This is a genomic window from Streptomyces sp. NPDC002138 (assembly GCF_040296485.1).
GTDB lineage: Bacteria > Actinomycetota > Actinomycetes > Streptomycetales > Streptomycetaceae > Streptomyces.
This window is the reverse complement of the sequence record NZ_JBEOXE010000024.1, coordinates 89,076-106,293: the sequence shown is the minus strand read 5'-3', so window position 1 is coordinate 106,293 and position 17,218 is coordinate 89,076. Positions and strand designations below refer to the sequence as shown.

General features: G+C 72.2%; 13 protein-coding genes. 3 read left to right on the top strand and 10 right to left on the bottom strand.

Annotated features, from left to right (window positions below; all coding sequences use genetic code 11):
* Positions 1-72 precede the first annotated feature (72 nt).
* The gene (locus ABT084_RS18015) at positions 73-1,422 is read left to right on the top strand and encodes a COG1470 family protein (protein ID WP_351044466.1); all 1,350 of its coding nucleotides are present in this window, start codon (positions 73-75) and stop codon (positions 1,420-1,422) included.
* Positions 1,423-1,642: 220 nt separating this feature from the next.
* Here ABT084_RS18015 and ABT084_RS38030 read toward each other — a convergent pair whose 3' ends face one another.
* Complete coding sequence (locus ABT084_RS38030) at positions 1,643-3,697, bottom strand: eCIS core domain-containing protein (protein ID WP_502968966.1); 2,055 nt, start codon at positions 3,695-3,697, stop codon at positions 1,643-1,645.
* Positions 3,698-3,853: 156 nt separating this feature from the next.
* Complete coding sequence (locus tag ABT084_RS18005; RefSeq protein ID WP_351044465.1) at positions 3,854-4,492, bottom strand: TetR/AcrR family transcriptional regulator; 639 nt, start codon at positions 4,490-4,492, stop codon at positions 3,854-3,856.
* A gap of 277 nt (positions 4,493-4,769) precedes the next feature.
* Between ABT084_RS18005 and ABT084_RS18000 the strand changes: the two genes are divergently transcribed.
* The gene (locus ABT084_RS18000; protein ID WP_351044463.1) at positions 4,770-6,248 is read left to right on the top strand and encodes a hypothetical protein; all 1,479 of its coding nucleotides are present in this window, start codon (positions 4,770-4,772) and stop codon (positions 6,246-6,248) included.
* A gap of 26 nt (positions 6,249-6,274) precedes the next feature.
* Here ABT084_RS18000 and ABT084_RS17995 read toward each other — a convergent pair whose 3' ends face one another.
* From ABT084_RS17995 to ABT084_RS17965, 7 genes are all read right to left on the bottom strand, one after another.
* Positions 6,275-6,475, bottom strand: coding sequence for an MbtH family protein (locus ABT084_RS17995; protein ID WP_351044460.1), 201 nt, complete (start codon positions 6,473-6,475; stop codon positions 6,275-6,277).
* Between the two features lie 9 nt (positions 6,476-6,484).
* Positions 6,485-7,918, bottom strand: a complete 1,434-nt coding sequence (locus tag ABT084_RS17990) for a phytoene desaturase family protein (RefSeq protein ID WP_502968965.1) — start codon at positions 7,916-7,918, stop codon at positions 6,485-6,487.
* Between the two features lie 5 nt (positions 7,919-7,923).
* Positions 7,924-9,969: a S53 family peptidase gene (locus ABT084_RS17985; RefSeq protein ID WP_351044454.1), complete on the bottom strand. Its 2,046-nt coding sequence runs from the start codon at positions 9,967-9,969 to the stop codon at positions 7,924-7,926.
* A gap of 147 nt (positions 9,970-10,116) precedes the next feature.
* A complete protein-coding gene (locus ABT084_RS17980; RefSeq protein WP_351044451.1) occupies positions 10,117-11,295 on the bottom strand; it encodes a M23 family metallopeptidase in 1,179 nt (392 codons plus the stop codon).
* Complete coding sequence (locus tag ABT084_RS17975; protein ID WP_351044448.1) at positions 11,288-12,331, bottom strand: HTTM domain-containing protein; 1,044 nt, start codon at positions 12,329-12,331, stop codon at positions 11,288-11,290. Before ABT084_RS17975 ends, ABT084_RS17980 begins: the two co-directional genes overlap by 8 nt.
* Positions 12,328-13,044, bottom strand: a complete 717-nt coding sequence (locus tag ABT084_RS17970) for a DUF5819 family protein (protein ID WP_351044445.1) — start codon at positions 13,042-13,044, stop codon at positions 12,328-12,330. Before ABT084_RS17970 ends, ABT084_RS17975 begins: the two co-directional genes overlap by 4 nt.
* 139 nt (positions 13,045-13,183) lie before the next feature.
* Positions 13,184-13,549 (bottom strand): hypothetical protein, encoded by a 366-nt coding sequence (locus ABT084_RS17965; protein ID WP_351044443.1) that lies wholly within the window; start codon positions 13,547-13,549, stop codon positions 13,184-13,186.
* 1,028 nt (positions 13,550-14,577) lie between these two features.
* Here ABT084_RS17965 and ABT084_RS17960 point away from each other — a divergent pair.
* Positions 14,578-15,294: an AfsR/SARP family transcriptional regulator gene (locus ABT084_RS17960; RefSeq protein WP_351044440.1), complete on the top strand. Its 717-nt coding sequence runs from the start codon at positions 14,578-14,580 to the stop codon at positions 15,292-15,294.
* 95 nt (positions 15,295-15,389) lie between these two features.
* Here ABT084_RS17960 and ABT084_RS17955 read toward each other — a convergent pair whose 3' ends face one another.
* Positions 15,390-17,216, bottom strand: coding sequence for a phosphatidylglycerol lysyltransferase domain-containing protein (locus ABT084_RS17955; RefSeq protein ID WP_351044437.1), 1,827 nt, complete (start codon positions 17,214-17,216; stop codon positions 15,390-15,392).
* Positions 17,217-17,218: the final 2 nt, after the last annotated feature.

Sequence of the window (17,218 nt, the reverse complement as noted above, 5' to 3'; positions counted from 1 at the left end):
GGCATGCGGGCTGCCCGGAGCGTTGCCCTCACGCCCGTGGAAGTGGCCACGGCGTCGCCGTAGCGTGGTGGTGTGATATCCCCAGCGACCTCTCCCAGCCCTGGCACCCCCGGCCTCGACATCCCGCCGGTGTCGGTGACGCCGGGCGGTACCGCGTCCACCAGCCTGACCGTCCGCAACGACAGCGACATCGTCGAGGCGTACCGCCTGGAGGTCGTCGGCGACTGCGCTGGGTGGACCACGGTGGAACCCGAGCGCGTCTCGCTCTACCCCGGTACCTCGGAGACGGTGACGATTCGCCTCGCTCCGCCGCGTTCGTCGCAGGTGCGGGCGGGTGATGTGCCCCTCGCCGTGCGTGTGCTGCCCACCGAGAACCCCGAGGCCGTGCGGGTCCCCGAGACCACCGTCCACGTCGAGGAGTTCCGGGAGCTGCGCGCGGAGTGCGCTCCCAAACGCCGCCGCGGCTGGCTGCGCGGACGCTATCGACTGGCCGTGCGCAACGAGGGCAACTGCCCCGTCACGGTGGCCTTCACGCCCGCCCAGCCGGGCGAGGAGCTGAAGTTCGCCTTCACTCCCGCGGCGTTGACGCTGGAGCCGGGGGAGTCGGCGGACGTGGGGCTGCGGGTCCGCGCCGGCAAGCCGGTGTGGTTCGGGGCGCCGGCGACCTGGCCGTTCAGCGTGGACGTGGCCGAAGCCCGTGACGGGAGCGGTGAGGACGGTGACGAGCGGCCGCAGCCGGACCCCGTCCGGGCGCCGCTGGACGTGGAGTTCGTCCAGATCCCGGTCTTCCCGAAGTGGCTGCTCGCGGTGCTGGCCGCGTTGCTCGCGCTGCTGCTCGCCTGGTTCCTGCTGGTGCGTCCGGCGGTGCGCAGTACGGCCAAGGAGGCCGCCGACGAGGCGGTCCAGAACAAGCCGACGCCCAGTGCGGACCTGAACGGGCAGACCCCGGTGACCGGCGGGGGCAAGCAACCGGTCGGCGGCAAGGGCACCCAGCCCGGTGCGGGCGGAGCCGGTCCGGGATCCGCTACGGGGGGCGGTACGGGGGGCGGTGGCACGGGATCCGGCGGCCAGCAGAGCTCGGCCACCATCGATCTGAAGACCGCCGGTGGGGAGACCGGGACCGGTGTCTACACGGTGCCTGCGGGCAAGGCCTTCGGGATCACGGACATCGTCGTCGCGAACTTCCAGGGCGACGAAGGGGTGGTGACCATCAACTTCGGCGACCGCAAGATCACGACGATCGCGCTCGAGACGTTCCGCAACCAGGACTATCACTGGGTGACCCCCATCAGCATCGCCGAGACCCGGACCGTGACCGTCGAGGTGACCTGCGCGAAGCCCGGCACCCCGGCCAGCGGTCGTCAGGCGCAGGAGTGTCACGAGGTGCTCAACGTGAGTGGAGTGCTGAGCGACCTCCGCTGACCCGAGCGGCACGGACATCGTCGGTCAGGTTGTACGCCAGGCCAAGGCGGCCCTGTGGCCCGGCGTCCGGAAGTCGGTATTCCTGAGGGTGGAACGGGCGTTCTACTCGCGACCGCCGGCTTTCGTTTCCGCAGTGCCCGGAACGGTTAACCCCGGTAAGCACGGACTGGTTGACGAAGGAACAAAGACGACCTGATATCGACTCTCTCCTGTGCTCCGGTCAGTGCGTGGGGACTCCCACCTGCTGGCCGGACGCCAGGACCACCGTGGCCGCGCCGAGGTCGACCGTGTTCGGCAGCATCGCCTGCGGCCGCAGCAGGTCCTTGAGGAGGAAACGCATCAGATCGGCGCCGGACATCGTCTTGAGCCGGTCCGCGAGCTGCGGGTTCACCTCTTCGAGGCGCTGGATCTCCACGACGGCCCGCTCCACCAGGCCGGGCACGATGTCCCGGCCCATCAGGGTGTTGGACCGCAGCCGCTCCGGATGGACCTGCTCCCGCGCACCGGATCCATAGGTCATGGTGCTGTGCGCGTCCGCCAGTGCCTGGGTCTGGGAGAACATGATCTGCGTCCTGCGCTCCTGGTCGGGCTCGTTGCCCATCGCCTCCATGACCGCTTCCATGTCCAGCGAGTCGGCCGCGGCACCCGCGCCGACGTCGAACTTCCGCACCGGCAGCGTGAACCCCTCCGAGAAGCCGTCCTCGCGGGTGTTCAGCTTGCTCTCCGTCTGCGCCGGGTCCTCGGGCCTCGCGCGCACGGTCGGGTACTCGCGCTGCGCGAAGTCGCTGAGCATCAGCCAGCCCTGGCTCATCAGGGGGGACGCGGTGAGCGGGATCTGGATCCGGGCCGCCTCGTCGTCGCCGCTGAACCGCGTCGCCCGGAACGGGCTGTCCTCCACTTCCAGGAAGAAGAAGACGAAGCCCTCGTTCGCCAGAACGTGCTTGTCGTACGCCTCCGAGTTGTTCGGCGCGTCCGGATTCGCCTTGAGCAGCTCGGTCTTGGACTTCATCTGCCCCTGGGCGAGCATCGTCTCGGCCCGCGACCTGCCCGTGTAGTGGCACAGCACGCTCCGCTGGAGCGCGGTCGTCAGCTTGGTCCTGACGTCGGGGACCCAGTTCCGGGCGCCCTGCCCCCCGGAGATCTCCTTGGCCATCCCGGCCCGGTTGAGCTCCGACAACTCGCGGAAGTAGCTCGGCCCGTGCATGTGGAACGCGGCCGCGCTGTCGGCCCACTGCGCCTGCTGCCACAGCATGCCGGACGCGGTCATCGCGCTGAACGCCTCCCCTGCCTCGGCAGGGAACTCGGCGTCGCGCACGAGCTGGTCGTTCACCAGCACCAGTTCCGCCTTGACGATCTCCAGCGCGGCGGTCAGCCAGGGCTTGACGGCCTCCGGCGCGTCCTCCGCGGCCGGGGCGATCTCCTGAGTGAGGCGCGACAGCTCCATCATGCAGTGCATGGGGTCGCGGACGGGATCGCTGTCGTACGCGGCGATGCTCGCCCGCACCTCCCCCACCAGCGGGTCGGCCGTCGGCGCCGGGTTCCGCTGCATGAGCCGGCCGAGCAGCCCCCCGGGACGCGGCGGGTCGGCCGGCAGCGTGGGGCCGAGTTCCTCGGGCCCCTTGCGCTGCACGACGGCCCGCCCGCCGGACCCCGGCGCGTGCGTGCCGTGCTCCTCGCAGGCGGCACGCTGCACCGGCGCGGGAGTGGCCATGACCCGGCTCGCGTTGGCCTCGGCCTCCCGCTCGAAGCGGTCGCCGGGGTCGCTGACCCGCAGCCCGTGGCCGGTGTCCGCCCCCGCGACCGGCCCCTGCCGCTGCTGGATGACGTGGGTGAGCTCGTGGGCGAGGGTGTGCTTGTCCTTCCCGCCGTCCGTGACGACCACATGGCTGCCCGAGGTGTACGCCCGCGCGCCGATCTCGGCCGCGGACCGCTGCGCGAGGGGATCGGAGTGGACCCGTACGTCGGAGAAGTCGGCGCCGAGCCGGTTCTCCATCTCCTCGCGCAGGGCGCCGTCGAGCGGCTGCCCGGGCGACCGGAGCACGTCGTGCGCCGTCGCCCGCTGGACCGGGGCGCCCTCGTGCCCGGGGCCGGCGCCGTGGCCCGCCGCGAGCATGCGTGTCACCGCGGCGTTGCCGATGGACCGCTGGAGCGCCACAAGCGTCGCGCGCGCGGGAGCGGCGGGGGGCCGCTCCTCACCCCGGAGCGGCTGCCGGGACGGGGTGGAGCTGTCCTTGGCGGCATCGGCTGCCGCCTTGTCGCGGGCAGGGGTACGCATGGGGCATGCCTCTCGGGGGATGCGGCGGGACGTACACCTGCTTACCCCGCGAAAGGCGCCTGGCGGCATGCCCCTTCGGGCAGACCAGGGGGAAGACCCCGCCGCTCCTGACGCGCCACCCGCCCGCGGGCGTCCTCTCCCCGGACGCGCTGCCGGTCAGCCAGGCCTGAGGGCGCCTGGCGCCGGGGTGAGGGTGCGCAGGGTGTCCTGGAAGCCGCGGATGAGGGCGGACAGGCCGGTCTCGAAAGCGATCTCGCGGTAGTCCGGCGGGGCGTTCAGGATCGGGCCGAGGCCCGGCAGCAGGTCCTCGGTCCTCAGCGGGAGGTCGGTCGCCGCGTCGACGAGGGCGAGGGCGGACCCGCTGAGGAAGTACTCGACGGACTGGACCAGCGGCAGCAGGTGCTCCTCGGGCCAGCCGCCCTCGCGCAGCAGATCGAAGGCCTGCGCGTAGCGGTTCAGCACCGTCAGGGACCGCACCGGACGGCCCGTCAGCAGCGGGATGGTGCGCGGGTGCGCCGCGAAGGCGGCGCGGTAGGCGCGGGCCCAGTTCTCCACCGCGGCGGTCCACGGACGGACGGTCAGATCCAGGTCCATTTCGGACAGGATGAGCTCGCGTATTCCCTCGAGGATCTCCTCGCGCCCGGAGACGTGGTGGTAGAGCGAGGGGCCCTTGACGCCGAGTCGCGCGGCGATGCGCGGGGTGGACAGGGCGTCGGGGCCTTGCTCGTCCACCAGCTCCAGGGCGGCCCGCACGATGTCTTCCCGGGTGAGCGGCGGTCGGGACGGTCTGCCCATGATCTGTTCTCTTCTCCTCGCCCCGTGGCCTGATCCGGTCGGTCCCCACACGGTATCGGCTGCCCGGGTTTCGGCGGCGATGCCCGGCTGATGTACCGTCACCCCCAGTAAAACTACTGCCTATAGTTTTACGGCCCTGATGACATGGGCCTGACATTCCGGTGCCTGGTGTGTCGGCGCCCCGGCCCTGACGCGACCGCGCGTACGACACCCCTCCCGGCCCCCCGTGTGCATTGCCTTCCTGACGGACCCTCAAAGCCGAAGGTGACCCCTCCGCATGCCCCCACGCACCCGCGGCGCGCTCCCCGCGCTCCTCATAGCCACCGCACTCACGCTCACCGGCTGCGGCACGGCGACACCGAAGACCACGTCGGCCGGCACCACGACCGTGGCCGATCAGGCCGAGCCGGGCGCGACGCCGCCGGCCGAAGCGGTCGCCGCCGACACTGCCACCGCCCCCGCCGAGCCGAAGGCCCGGTACACCCCCACCGCCGGCAGCCTGCCGGTCTCCGTGGTGCCCGAGGGGAAGCCGGCGAAGCTGGCCCTCGTCGCCCCCGCCCCCGCCGGGTCCGGCCGGCCCGCGCCCGAGGCCGGCGCCCCCGACCTCAAGCTGACCTCCTACGACCAGCGGACCGGCGAGGCCGTACTCGCCCCCGCCGAAGGCGCCCCGCAGCCCGGCAGGACCGCGGCCGCGGCCGCCGTCAAGGCCGGGCAGCTGATCGACAGCCCGCCGTCCCCGGCCGCGCCCCGCGGAGCCCTGGTCGCGATCACCGCGGTGAAGCGGGCCGAAGGGGGGAAGACCGCTGTCAGTACCCGTCCGGCCACCGTGTCGGAGCTGCTCGGTGACAGTTCCGCAAGCCTGCACACCGCCCTCGATCCGCGCAGTATCACGGTCGAGCCGCAGGTCAAGGACCTCAAGGTCTCCTTCACCCCGCGGGCCGACGGCGGGAACGGCTCCGTCTCGGGCGGCCTGAAGCTGGATGCGAACACCAAGGTTCCGCTCCCTCACGGGGCCTCCGTGGACCTGTCCGGCTCGGTCCGGATCGACCCGTCCATCGACTTCTCCTACGACGGCCACGCGCTCAGCCCCCGTCAGGCCGGTGTCGGCTTCCAGGTGGGTGCCCGCGCCAACTGGCGTGTCAGCACCGCGATCGCCGGGTCTGCCGAGCCGATCCGGATCCCGCTCGCCAAGCTCCACTCCACCCCCACGGTGATGGCCGGTCCCGTGCCGGTCGTGTTCACCCTGGACCTGACGCTCTACGCCACCGTCGGAGCCGACGGCAAGGTCACGGTCGACGTCGAGCAGCGGCTCGCGGCCGACTGGGGCATCCACTCCGACTACACGAAGGGCAAGGGCTGGACGACGGAGGTCGAGCCCGGCACCACGAACATCTCCCCGGTACGGGCCGAGCTCAACGGCTCGGCGACGGTCCGTACCGGCCTGGATCTCGAAGGCTCGGTCGCCCTGTACGACGCGGTGGGTGTGAAGGCGGCGATCAAGCCGTATCTCCGGTCCGCCGTCGAGGGATCGGTCGTCATCGAATCCGGCGGCGCCGCGCCGGTCGTCCACGGCAAGGCCGGCCTCCACGGCGGTCTCGGCATCGACGGAGCTCTGATGGCCCGCATCGCCATCTTCGGCACCCCGCTCTTCGAGAAGGAGATCCCCCTCGCGGGCTTCCGGCGCGAATGGCCGATCGTGACCCGCTCCACGGGCACCACGACGGCCACCCCCGCCCCCGCCCCGACGAAGAGCTGACGACCCTCACACCACGACCCGGGCGGTCACGGCCGCCGCGAGGCCTTCGGCCGCATGTCGGTCCAGGTCCGCTCGACGTACTCCAGGCACGCCTCCCGGCTGTCCCCGGCGCGGGCGACGGACCAGCCCGCCGGGACGGTGAGGGAGTCCGGCCACAGCGAGTGCTGGTCCTCCTCGTTGACGAGGACCAGGTACGCGCCGTCGTTGTTCTCGAAGGGGTTCGTCATGGGGGCTCCTCAGTGGAGGGGGGACGGAGTCGGTATGCCCAGGTGACGCAGGGCCGAGCGGGCGGCGTGGTAGCCGCACATCCCGTGGACGCCGGGGCCCGGCGGGGTCGCGGCCGAGCACAGGAACACGCCCGGTATACCGGTGCTGTAGGGGTCCAGCGCGGCGCGCGGGCGCAGCGCCATCTGGGCGAGGGTGTTGGCGCCGGTGAGGATGTCACCGCCGATGTAGTTGGCGTTGTACGCCTCCAGCTGCGCCGCGGACGTGGTCGCGCGGGCGAGAACGCGCTCGCGCACCCCCGGCGCGAACCGCTCCAGCTGGCCGAGTACGGCCTCGGTGGCGTCCCCGGTGTAGCCGTGCGGGACGTGCGCGTAGGCCCAGAGGGGGTGCACGTCGCCCGCGGAGCGGACCGGGTCGGCGAGGTACTGCTGGGCGACGAGGACGAACGGGCGCTCCGGCATGCGGCCGCGGGCGACGGTCCGCTCGGCGTGCGCGACCTCCTCCAGCGTGCCGCCCAGGTGCACGGTGACGGCCCGGCGGCAGGCCTCGTCGCGCCACGGCACCCCGCCCTCGACGGCCAGGTCGACCTTGAAAGCGGCCGGGCCGTGCCTCCAGCGCGCGTAGGCGCGCCGGGTGCGGGCGGGCAGCCGGTCGCCGCACAGCGCGAGAGCGGTACGCGGTGCCACGTTCAGCAACGTGACCCGGCTGGGCGGGAGTTCCGCGAGGGAGCGGACCCGCACGCCGGTCTCCACCGTGCCGCCGAGTTCGGTGAGGCGCGCCGCCAGGGCGTTGGTGACGGCCTGGGACCCGCCGTGCGCGACGGGCCAGCCGTGCCGGTGCGCGGCCGCGACGAGCATCAGGGAGATGGCGGCGCTGCCGGGCGCGGTCAGCGGCTGCAGCGCGTGCGCGGCCACACCGGCGAACAGGGCCCGGGCCCCGGGAGTGTGCCAGCGCTCCGCGACGGCGGTGGCGGACCGCAGGGCGCTGAGCCCGAAGCGGGCCAGGGGGAGGGGATGGCGGGGCAGGTGGAGCGGGGGGCCCATCAGCTCGGCGGCCAGGGAATCGTAGTGCCGCGCCAGGGGTGCGAAGAGCCGCCGCCACGCGTCGCCGTCCGCGCCGAGGCCGCGTACGGTCTCGTCCAGCGAACGCCGCAGCACCGCCGCGGGGCCCCGGTCGAGCGGATGCGCGAGGTCGGTTTCGGGCAGGTGCCACGTCAGGCCGTGCCGCTCCAGCCCGAGCGAGCGCAGGAACGGCGAGGCGACGGCCATGGGGTGGACGGCGGCGCAGTGGTCGTGGAGCAGGCCGGGCAGGGTCAGTTCGCTGGTGCGGGTACCGCCGCCGATGGTCCCGGCGGCCTCCAGCACGGTGACCGAGAGCCCGCGCTGGGCCAGGGCGACGGCGGCGGCCAGCCCGTTCGGGCCGGCCCCCACCACGGTAGCGTCCACGGCCGTCACGGCCGTCCACCGGGGCGCCGGAACCGCTGGAGGTAGCCGGGCGAGGGCGAACCGAGCCCGGTGGCGTAGTCGTACCCGGGGCCCGCGTGCAGGCCGTAGTCGCGGCCCAGGGCGTACAGGACGTAGCGCTGCGTCTCGTCGTCCGAGGGCCCGTAGTCGCGTACGGCGGTGAGCGGGCCGGGGCCGGCCGCCGGCGGCTGGTCCGTGACGTCGCGGAAGGCGCCCGTGCCGCCGAGCGAGTACAGCAGCGGGTTGGCGAAGCCGAGGGGATGGCCGGTCTCCTGCTGGGCGTCGGCCTGCAGGGCGGCGAAGGCGGGGGCGGCGGCGGAGGTGCCGCCGAAGCCCACGAGCTGGAACGTCCCGGAGTCGGTCAGCCCGACGAGGACGGGCAGGGCGCCGTCGCCCTCCATGGACACGTCGGGGGTGGCCCGGCGGGCCGGTGTGCCGGCGGCCGGGGCGGGGACGCGGCCGTGCTGGTACCACGGCTCGGGGGCGTCGCCGAGCCCCCCGCCGCCGCCGAAGGCGAAGACCCCGGGGACGGGGCCCCAGGCCCGCTGGGCGCCGGTGCCGGTGAGGACCGACAGCTCGTCGCCCATGCTGGTCTCCCAGGCGTAGTCGCCGTGCTGGTCCAGGGCCAGGGTGGTGCCTCCGACGGAGGTCACCCAGGGCGAGCCGCTGGGGAAGTCCGCCTGGGCCGCGGTGGTCTTCACATCGCAGTTGACTCCGGTCTCGGCCGCGCCGGGCGAGGAATCGCCGCAGTCACCCGCGGCGAAGTAGATGCCGATGCCCTCGGCGGCGGCCTGCTGGAACAGCAGGTTCCAGGCGTTGACCAGGTCCGGCGTCAGATGCCCGGGCTCGGAGTGGATGATCTCCGCCCAGGAGTTGGAGACGGAGTCGGCCAGGTGCCGGTCGATGACGGCGGCCTCGGCGTCCATGAGGTCGTCGTCCAGGCAGGAGTTGGCGCCGATGTAGAGCACGTCGGCGTCGGGCGCGAGGCCGTGGGCCATGTCCACGTCCAGGGCCTGCTCCCCGGCCCAGGCCGCGGGCGGAGCGCACGCGGGGCCCACGTTCCAGTCCTTCGGCGTGACCTGTTGGCGGTACTGGCCAGGGCGGAAGGGCTGGTCGCCGGTGGCCCGGGCGAACCGGTCGGCGTCGGCGGGCATGGTGGGGGACCCGTAGGCGTCCACGATGGCGATGGTGGAGCCCTTGCCGGTCGCGCCGGGGCCGCCCGCCCCATAGGCGCGACGGAGCTGCGCGGGGACGTACGGGCAGGAGGAGTAGGCCGCCGTCCTGCCGTACGCCGGGGGCAGGTCGGCGGCGGGCTTCTGCCCGAAGTGGTCGGAGCAGACGGCGGGCGCGGGGGCGGACGCGTCGGCGGGCGCGCCGGAGGGTGCGCCGACGGGTCCGGTGGCGCGCGAGGAGAGGGGGCGGGCCGCCGCGGGCGCGGACAGTCCGGACACGGCGACGATGTCGGCGCCCAGGGCACCCGGCACGCTCACATCGCCGCTGGGGGCGCTGACGGTCCCGCCGGAGGTCCGGTAGCGGTGGACCGGGCTGCCGAGGGCCTGCTGCACGGCCTTCGCCGGGCCGGAGATCTCCAGGTAGTGCGGGGTGTCCCGGGTCACGGTGAGCCCCGCGCCGGTGAGCCAGTGGGCGATGGCCCGGTGCTCCTGGGGGCTGAGATCGAAACGCCGCCGGTACTGGTCGGGCGTCAGGAAGTGGCGGTAGGAGCGGCTGTGGGGGTCGCTGACGTCCTTGATGAAAGCCGCCAGACCGGCCGGGTCGCGGGAGCCGAGATGCAGGCGGGCGGTGAGGCGTTCCTCGGCGGGTACGGGACCGGTGTCGGCCGAAGTGGTGGCGTAGCCGGGGTGCGAACCGGGCAGGACGTGGCGCTGCTCGGCGGGGGAATCGGCGTGGGCGGCCGACCCGGCGAGCGCGGTGCCCAGGAGCGCGGCGCAGAGCGCGGTGGCGAGCGTGCGGGGCCGTATGCGGGCGTGCGGGGACGAGGGGGACGAGGGGGACGGCGGGGACGACGGGGACACGAAATGCCCTTCTGGGGAGCGGACATGGCGGCGGCGTCCCGCACCGCGGGACGTGGAGGGGCCGTACGACGGCGAGGGCGCGAGGGGGTGCGTGGGCGAGGGCGGTCGGGCGCGAGGGCGGGGGAAGGTCTCGGGTGCCGGGGCGGGTCAGGTGCGCAGGACGCGCGCGCGGTGCAGCGGCCCCGGGATGCCGGTGAACCGGAGGTCGAGGCCGACGCCGTCGCGTTCGGCGTGGATGTGCAGGTGGGGCTCGCTGGTGTTGCCGGAGTTGCCCACCTCGCCGAGCGGCTGACCGGTGCGCACCCGGTCGCCGACGGCCACGCTCACGCTGCCCGGGCGCAGGTGCGCGAGTTTGACGACTTCGGCGCCCGTGTCGATGAACACGTGGTTCCCGTACGGCGGTTCGTAGCGGATCGACCCGGGCGTCTGGTCGGCGTAGCCGTCGGCGGCGGACACGACGAGCCCGTCGCAGGGGGCGTACAGCTGCGCTCCGTAGATCCGGTAGGCCTCCGGAGCGGAGCCGCCGTGCCGCCGGTCCCCGCGTGCTCCGACGCCGATGACGTCGAGCGCCCCGCGCTGTTCGGGTACCGACAGGTGGTGGTTGAGGCCGCGGCCGCCGCCCTGGACGATGAGCCAGGTCCCGCCGCGCAGCGGGAAGTGCAGGGGCGCGGACAGGGGCGCGCCCCATCGGTGGCGGCGCGCCCGGGCCAGGTACCAGACGCAGCCCGCCACCAGGGCGAGGGCGCCCGCGACCTGCATGCCGGCCCGGCCCGCGGGAAGGTGCGCGAGGCGCCAGGCGGAGGAGAGCGCCACGAGCGCGCCCGCCTCCACGGCCCGGCGGATCCACCGGGGCAGCCGGGCCGGGGTGAAGAGCCCTTCCATGACCAGGTAGGCGGCGGCCACGAGGAGCACGTCGGCGCACCAGGCGGTCACGGACGGGGCGCTCCAGCACGCCGCGACGCGCAATGCCAGCAGCAGGCACCACACGGCCCACCCCGCGGCGCCGCGCACACCCGGCGGAACGCGCAGCCGGGCGGGCCGGTAGGGGCCGGGGGAGATGAGCAGGTGGATGAGGTTCCCGTCGGCGTCCGCCCGGGCGAAGGCGAGGGCCCGCCCGGCCGTTCCCCGGACCACCAGCCCGTCGGGGCCGTCGGTGACACCGGTGAATTCGCCCACGTGGTCCCGGGTCGCCGCGACGATCCCGCGCAGCCGCTCGTCGCCGACGGCGGCCACCACGCGGGGGGCCAGCCGGGGCCACTGTCCGGGGTCGGCGAGCAGGAACCGTTCGAGCGCGCGGGCCGCGTCGGCGTGCTCCGGATCAGGCATCGGCGGCGCTGGCGTGGGCCTGGAGCAGGCTCACCGCCGGGTCCGCGACGGGTGACGGCCCGGAGGGTTCGGTCGCCCGGCCGCGCGGGAGGAAGCGCGAAGCGAAGCCGCCGACCCGGGCTCCGAGGGACTCGTAGTCCTCGTCGCGCAGGCAGGTGCAGTCCGCGCCGATCATCAGCAGGCCGAAGCACACCAGTCCCATGAGGGCCATGATGCCCAGGTGCATGCCTTCCAGCGCCAGGGTGTTGGCCTTTCGCACCCAGCCGCGGGCGGACAGGATCGCGAAGGGGAGGGCCAGTTCGATGAAGATGGTGAAGTAGCTGACGGCCGTGGTGACATACGCGTTCGTCATCAGATGCGCATAGGCCGGCCATATCTGGAAACCCGTGAGCCGGCTGATGTAGTACATGGCCACACCGTCCTGCCACATCTTCCCGGTGATCTTCCAGTACCCGGCCGCGAAATAGAGGACCGCCGTCTGGAAGACGATCAGATAGGCCGCCAGGTTGTGCAGGACCGTCGGCAGGGAAGGCCCCGCGTCCTCGCGGAACTTCGCACGGCGCCGTTTCGCGCCGGGCGCGAAATAGGCGTTCGACACGGTGAAGACCATGAAGATGACGAGGATTTGCGCGAGGTTGTCGCCGCCTTCGAGCACATCCTGGTTCCGGTTGTGCAAGGACCACATGAGGACGGCCTGGAGCAGGGTGAGTGCCCGGCCGCCGTAGACCATGTAGACGGCGGATACCAGGATGGTCCCGTGGAACACGATCTCGAACCACACCGTGGAATGGCTGAAGAAGTAGAGGGAGAAGCTTCCGTGGGACAGCGCCGCCTTCGCGGTCTCGATCGAGTTGTAGGAGTCGGGCCCCCACAGGAACCGCCGGTTTCCATAGTCGGAGAGGCAGTACATGACGGTCGCGAGGCCGATCACGATGCGCAGCAGCGCTATCCCGATCAACCGGTGCTTGCGCCCCGCCAGCCGCAGCAGTACGGCGTCGAGCCGGGCCATGCCGGACTTCCCCCATGCGCGGATCACCGGGCCACCCCCGGAACGTAGTCCATCCAGGAGGTCTCAAGAATGGACTTGACCGGCTGGTCGGGCCGGGGACTCGCATAGCGCTGGGAAAAGGGAATCATGGCTTTGTTCTTGAACGTGGCCTGCACCGAGACGATCCGCGCCTGCGGATACATCGAGTCGGCCTGGGTGGACAGGAATCGCTGGATCTCCTTGAACTCCGACGTGTATTGCTTGTCCAGGAGGTCCTGTGCTTCCTTGCGATCGGCCTCGGGGAGGTTCTTGAAGTTCGTCACCGCGCTGGCGTAGCGGTTGGCCGCCGCGTCGAAGGCCAGCGGCAGGCCGGGGAGTTTCGTCGGGTTGAGCGGGAATGCGCGCGGCGTCCGGTCGATGGCGTCCTCGATCTCCACGGGAGTCGTCTCCACGATGTCGTCCGATCCGGCGGGCTTCATGCGCACGGTCATGTAGATCAGGTCGTTGTTGCTGCCCGGGGTGGGTCCGAAGAGCTGCCAGTCCTGCCAGAAGTAGGGCTGGAGGGCCTTGGTGGCCATGCCCTGGACGCGCGATTTCACCGGTGAGTCGGGCGCGTTGTAGGCGAGACAGGCGACCGTGTACAGCGCCACCGGCACGAGCGCCAGCGCGGTGCAGACGCGCAGCCGGGCCGTGATCGCGCGCTCGGGAGCCGGCGCCGGGCCGCCACCGGTGCTCCTGGGGGCCCGCCCGAAGGCTTTCATGGTGGGACACCTCCGTTTCCGTATCGGGGTTGTTGACGCGGTGAGGGGTGCCCGACGGCGCGGGGGCCGCCGCCGGGCACGCATTCAGATGGTGCGGTGCCGGGTGCCGGGCCGTGTGCGAACGGCCCGGCACACCGGGTCAGTTGGCGTCGTACTGAACGTCGCCCGCGATGACGCCGTGCGCGCCCTTCGGGCTGATGGCGGGACCGCCGCTGGAGGACGAGGAGGAGGACTCGCTGGACGAGGACCTGACCTTGGTCGTGACCTTCACGGCGGCCTCGGTGGCCTTCACCGCGGTGGCCGCGACCACGCTCTGGGCGACGGCGTGCCAGAACTGCGGCTGCACACCGTCGTTGACGACGGTCGCGGTGGCAACGGAGTGCTGGGCCGCCGCCTTCTGTACGGGCAGGGAGGTGGCCGACGCGCTGGCCGTGCCGAGACCGATGGCCCCGGTCGCGGCAAGGGCGGTGACGACGGTTCCTGCGATGAGACGCTTGGCGTTCACTGTGCTCGCCTTCTGTATGTCATTGATGCGTGTGGGATGGGTGTGTGAGATTGATCCGGGCATGGGGAATCCCGGCCCGGAACATGAGAAGACCGCTCGAATGGATTCGCTCGCGAAACGGTGCGCTGCACGCGGCTCCATGGCTGACGTGCAAGCGGTGAGGTGAAATCCGGAAGAGTGGTCAGCTCCCCCGACGGAAAGAAGCGCCGGTCCCCCTCGCGGATGCCGCGGGAAGGTCGGAAATCTGCAGCTTCCTGTTCCCCCGCTATGCGGTCATCCTCGGGTCGATGCCCGATGAATGCGGCTGGGGCGCCTTTCCTGAAAAGTAACTTAGCAGGGTGATCAATAGCGAGGCAATCGAGATCGTGGTCACGGAGCGTGGCGACCCCACGGATCCTCAGGTGGACCTCAGATCCATGGAATTCTCTTTACCTGTGCGCGGCATCCTGAAATCGGGCAGTATGCCCGATTCATCGGTGTGCGGAACTCCCGGAACGGCGGGATCCCGGCCGAATCGGGGTGGCCTGACCGGCGCTCCGACAGGGCCTGTCAGCTGCGGAGATTAAAGCGGAATCTTTACATCCATCCTTGAATCTTTACCGGCCTAAAGGGTTCGGTGTCGCCGTCCGGCGGCCCGGCTCGAATGGGAGTCACTATCTGTCATCACGCCTCGGGATGGGCGGACTTGAGCCTTGGCGCGGCCGGGGCGGGGCGAGCCGAACCGGTGGCTCCGAGCGTCTCCCGGAGGGGCCGGAATGGGTCATCCGACGCGTGGTAGTGTCCAGAATTGGTGACCCGGTGTAGACCAGCCGGGCCGACCTCGGAGGAATCCAGGCGGCCCGGTGACGCCGGATCGCCACCGGCGCGGCTGCTGTTTTATCCGCACATCAAGCCCGGGATCGCCGGACCGCCGGTTCCCAGGATTCCGGGCCTTTTCACCACGGGGGATGAGAAGGATCGTGTATTTTCGCGTTCTCGGAGCACTAGCAGTAGAGACCGATGACGGGACACCGCACACACCGCAGGCGTTGAAACTCCGCGCCCTGTTAGCGCTGTTGTGCCTGAACGACGGGCGCCCGCTCTCCGCGTCGCAGCTCATCGACGGCCTCTGGTCGGGCACTCCGCCGCGTACCGCGTCCACCGCGCTCCAGGTGTACGTGTCCCGGCTCCGCAAACATCTGGCGGGTGCGGGCTTCGACGCCTCCGGGCTGCTGACCCGCCCGCCCGGCTACATGATGGAACTGGTCCCGCTCACCCTGGATTTGCACCGCTTCGCATCGCTGTCCTCACGGGCGGCGGAGCTGCGGGGGGCGGGCCGGCTGGAAGAGGCCTCGCTGCTGCTCTCCCAGGCGCTCGGACTGTGGACCGGCCCCGCCCTGGCGGACCTGCGCACGGTTCCGCTCCTGCAGAGCATGGGCCACCAGCTGGACGAGAAGCGGTCGGCGGCCCTGGAGGAGCGGGCCGAGACGGAGCTGCTCCTGGGGCGGCACAAACCGCTGATCGGCGAGCTCTACGGGCTGATCGACGAACAGCCCATGCGGGAGACCTTCTACGGACTTCTGATGCTCGCGCTGTACCGCAGCGGCCGGCCGGCCGAAGCCCTGATGATCTACAACCGCATCAGGCGTGTCCTCATCGACGAAATCGGCATCGAACCGGGGCCCAGGCTGCGGCAGTTGCAGCAGTCGGTCCTGGCGCGGGACGCCGGTCTCGAAGAACACACCCTCGCCCACCTCGCCTGCTGAACGGCCGACTTCCCGGCTGACCTCAGCCCTACGACCCCTCCGGCCCTACGACCCCTCCGGCCCCGCGACGCACTCGGCTCGCGGGGCCGGAGGCATCACGCCCGCCCGCCGCGCCCGCCCGCCCGCGCTCGCCCCCACTTCGGCAGCCCGAGGGTGACGAAGGCCTCCGCCTGCAACGCCGCGAGCCCGATCCGGGGCAGATCGCGGGTGTGCGGGAACAGCACGTACCGCGGCACCCACTCGGGCTGGAACTTCGCGTTGAACTTGTACAGCGACTCGATCTGGAACCAGCGCGAGAGCAGGACGAGCAGCCCCCGCCAGGCCCGCAACACCGGGCCCGCGCCCAGGCGTTCGCCCCGCGCCAGAGCCGAGCGGAACATCGCGAAGTTGAGCGAGACCCGGCGTATGCCGAGCCCGGGCGCCGCCTGCAGGACGGCGACGATCAGCAGCTCGTTGAGGCCGGGATCGGCGGCGCGGTCCCGGCGCATCAGCTCCAGCGAGATCCCCTCGGGCCCCCACGGCACGAAGTGCAGCACGGCCGCGAGGTCGTCGGCATCCGCCGCCCCGCCGGTCCCGCCCTCGTCACCGGCCGGGGACCTGTGCGCGGTCACCACCACACAGCCGGTGTCCCGCGGGTCGCCGAAGCGGCCGAGGGCGGTGGAGAAACCCCGCTCGATGTCGGTACCGCGCCAGCGGGCCGCGGCGTCCGCGATCCGCGCCCGCTCCGCTTCGTCGAGATCGCAGACCCGGCGGACCTGACAGAAATAGCCGCCTCGTTCGACACGTTTGACCATCTGCCGCACATTGCGCATGGCCCGCCCGCTCATCGAGAAGTCGGCCGTGTGCACGACCGCCTCGTCACCGAGCTCCAGGGCGTCCATCCCCGCCTCGCGCGTCCACACCTCGCCGCCGGTCTCGCCGCACCCGATCACGGCGGGCACCCAGGCGTGCCGCCCGGCCTCCTCCATGAACGCCTTGACCGCCCCGGGCCAGGCCTCGACATCGCCGATGGGGTCGCCGGAGGCCAGCATCACACCGGACTCGACGCGGTAGGCGATGGCCGCCTTGCCCGTCGGCGAGAACAGCACGCTCTTGTCGCGCCGCAGCGCGAAGTACCCCAGCGAGTCGCGCGCCCCGTGCCGATCCAGCAGCTGACGGACCCGCGTCTCGTCCTCGGCGGAGAGCTCCGCCACCGGCTTCTCGGGCCGCAGGAACAGGTAGGACGTGGTCAGCAGAGTGATCAGGCCGAGCGCGCCGAGCGAGTAGCCGACCAGGTCCCCCACCCGGTCCGAGGTGTAGCGCACCGGCCCCTCGAGCCCGACGAGCCCGTACGCGGTGTGCCGCAGCCGCTCCGCCAGGGAGGGCGAGCCGGCCTCGTAACGCGGGTGCACGGTGGTGATCAGCAGCCCCAGTACGAGGGAGGCGCCGCCCACCACCAGGAAGTTCAGCAGCGCCCGCCAGCGGGTGCGCGGGTCGGACAGCGCGTAGAACTCCCGCCGGTACAGCAGCATCACCAGGAGCAGCGCGAACGACACCAGGCCCGCCGCCGTGGTGTGCCACCGCAGCAGGTGCAGCAGCCCGCCCACCGGCAGCAGCACCACGACCGCCCGCCAGGCCCGCCGCTTGCGGCGGCGCAGCGCATGCGCCAGCAGCACGAGCAGCACGCCCACCATCAGCGAGCCGACCGCGGCCACCGTGGTGGTGCCGCCGGGCAGGTGACCGGCCAGCAGGCGCACCCGGTTGTGGCGGAAGCCGGGGAAGACGGCGGCCGCGAGGTCGATCAGCCCGATCAGCAGACAGGCGTACGCGGCGAGGGTGGGAACGCGCGGCCGGGATGCGGGGGTCGCCCGGTCACGGAGAGTGCGCGACGCGGGGCGACGGCTCGTGGCCGAACCCGGACGCGGGGGCACTGGAATGTTCATAG